General features: G+C 62.4%; 1 protein-coding gene. It reads right to left on the bottom strand.

What is annotated here, in order from left to right; all coding sequences use genetic code 11:
- A partial coding sequence (locus AC1DT3_RS19905; protein ID WP_477466945.1) for a cadherin repeat domain-containing protein occupies positions 1-1,799 on the bottom strand: 1,799 nt, incomplete at both ends.

Here is a 1,799-nt window from a genome sequence, read left to right as displayed (position 1 = left end):
CGCCTTGACCACGACCTTGTTGGTGTTTGCGCCGCTTCCGATAGCGAAAAGAGGATCACCTCCTTGCGGAAGGGCGTCGCCCGCCAGGTTGGCGACCAAACTGTAGGTGTGCGTGTCCCCCACATCAGGGTCGACCGTGGAAAGTCCGGCCGCGACATCGCCGATGCCGGCCGTCTCTGCGATCGTGCCACCCGTCACGCCGAGATCGGACGGCGCCTCGTTCACGTTCGTGATCGTTACGGTCACCTTCTCAATCCGGAACAAGCCGGCGGCGTCTTTCGTCTTGACGTACAGGTCATGGGTTCCGACGGCCGCCCCGAGGCTCGCCTTGACCAAGATCTTGTGGGCGTCTGCGCCGGTCCCCAGGACGAAGAGGGCATCGCCCCCTTGCGGAAGCGGGTCGCCCGACTCGTTCGCGACAAGCGAGTAGGTGTGGGTGTCGCCAGTATCAGGATCCTGGGTCGTGAGAAGGGCGACTGTGTCGCCGACGGAGGCCGTCTCCGCAATGGAGCCACCCGTCACCACGAGGTCGGATGGCGCTTGGTTCACGTTTGTGATCGTGACGGTCACCTTCTCGACCCGGAACAAGCCGGCGGCGTCCTTCGTCTTGACGTACAAGTCATGGGTTCCGACAGCCGCCGAGAGACCCGCCTTGACCACGATCTTATTGACGTTTGCGCCGATCCCGATTTCAAAAAGTGGATTACCTTGCGGAAGCGCGGTACCCGCCAGGTCGGCGACCAGGCTGTAGGTATGCGTGTCTCCCACATCCGAGTCGACGGTGGACAGCGTGACGACAACGTCGCCGATGCCGGCCGTCTCTGCGATGGTGCCACCCGTCACGCCGAGGTCGGAAGGCGCCTCGTTCTCGTTTGCAACCGCGACGGTCACGGTCTGCTCGAAGACCTCGTCAGACTGACCGTTGGTGACGGCCTTGATCTTGAATGTGAACGTGCCGTTGACATAGGCCTCCCGGTCGAGGGTGACGTTTGCTTTCAGCTTGAGGACGCCCCCTTCGATCCGGAAAAGATCGGCTGGATCCGGGTCCGTCGCGTTCGCCCGTACGAGCGAGAACGTGTAGACGTCGCCCGCATCGCCCCCGGCTGTGGCCAGAGCGCCGATATCGCGCCCTGCCGTTCCGTTCTCCGAGAGAGCGAGCGTGCCCGCGTTGGCCCCGCCGATGCTGATCGCCGTCGGCGGATTGCTTTGGTAGACGTTGACCGTGAACGATTGCCATTTGCTCAGGAAGCCATCGCTCACTCGCACCCACACCGTCTGAGGACCCGACAGGGCCGACAGAGCGGCGGTGCTCGCCACTTGCAGTTCGCCGCCTGCACCGATCTTGAATGCGCCGCCGGTGACGGGGATCGAGCTGCCGTTGGCCGTCACAACCGAATAGGAAAAGCTCTGGTCGCCGTCGGGATCGATCGTGCGAAGCGTTCCAATGCCGGCGTTCAATGCAGCTGTCTTCGAGACCGAGCGCGTCGTGTCGTTGGCCGCGCCGAAATCGATCGACGACGGCGCCTCGTTCACGTTCATGATCGTGATCGTCATCGTCTTGTAAGTTGAAGCACCGAGCGCATCCTTTGCCTCGATCAGCAGGTCGTGGAGACCGACATGCGCTTGGAGGGAAGCCTTCACGCGGATCGCGGCTCCCACGATCTCGAAGTAGGGGTGATTCAGAACCTCGTTATGGTTGGCATCCACGATCTTGTAGCTGACCGTATCGTTGGCATCCGGGTCGTTCGATTGAAGTACGGCGGCTGCGTCGCCCAGACCTGCATCTTCACGGATAGAAC

It is taken from the genome of Microvirga sp. P4_G7 (assembly GCF_056401005.1).
Note: the sequence above shows the minus strand (reverse complement) of the source record. Positions and strands in the feature narration are given on the sequence as shown.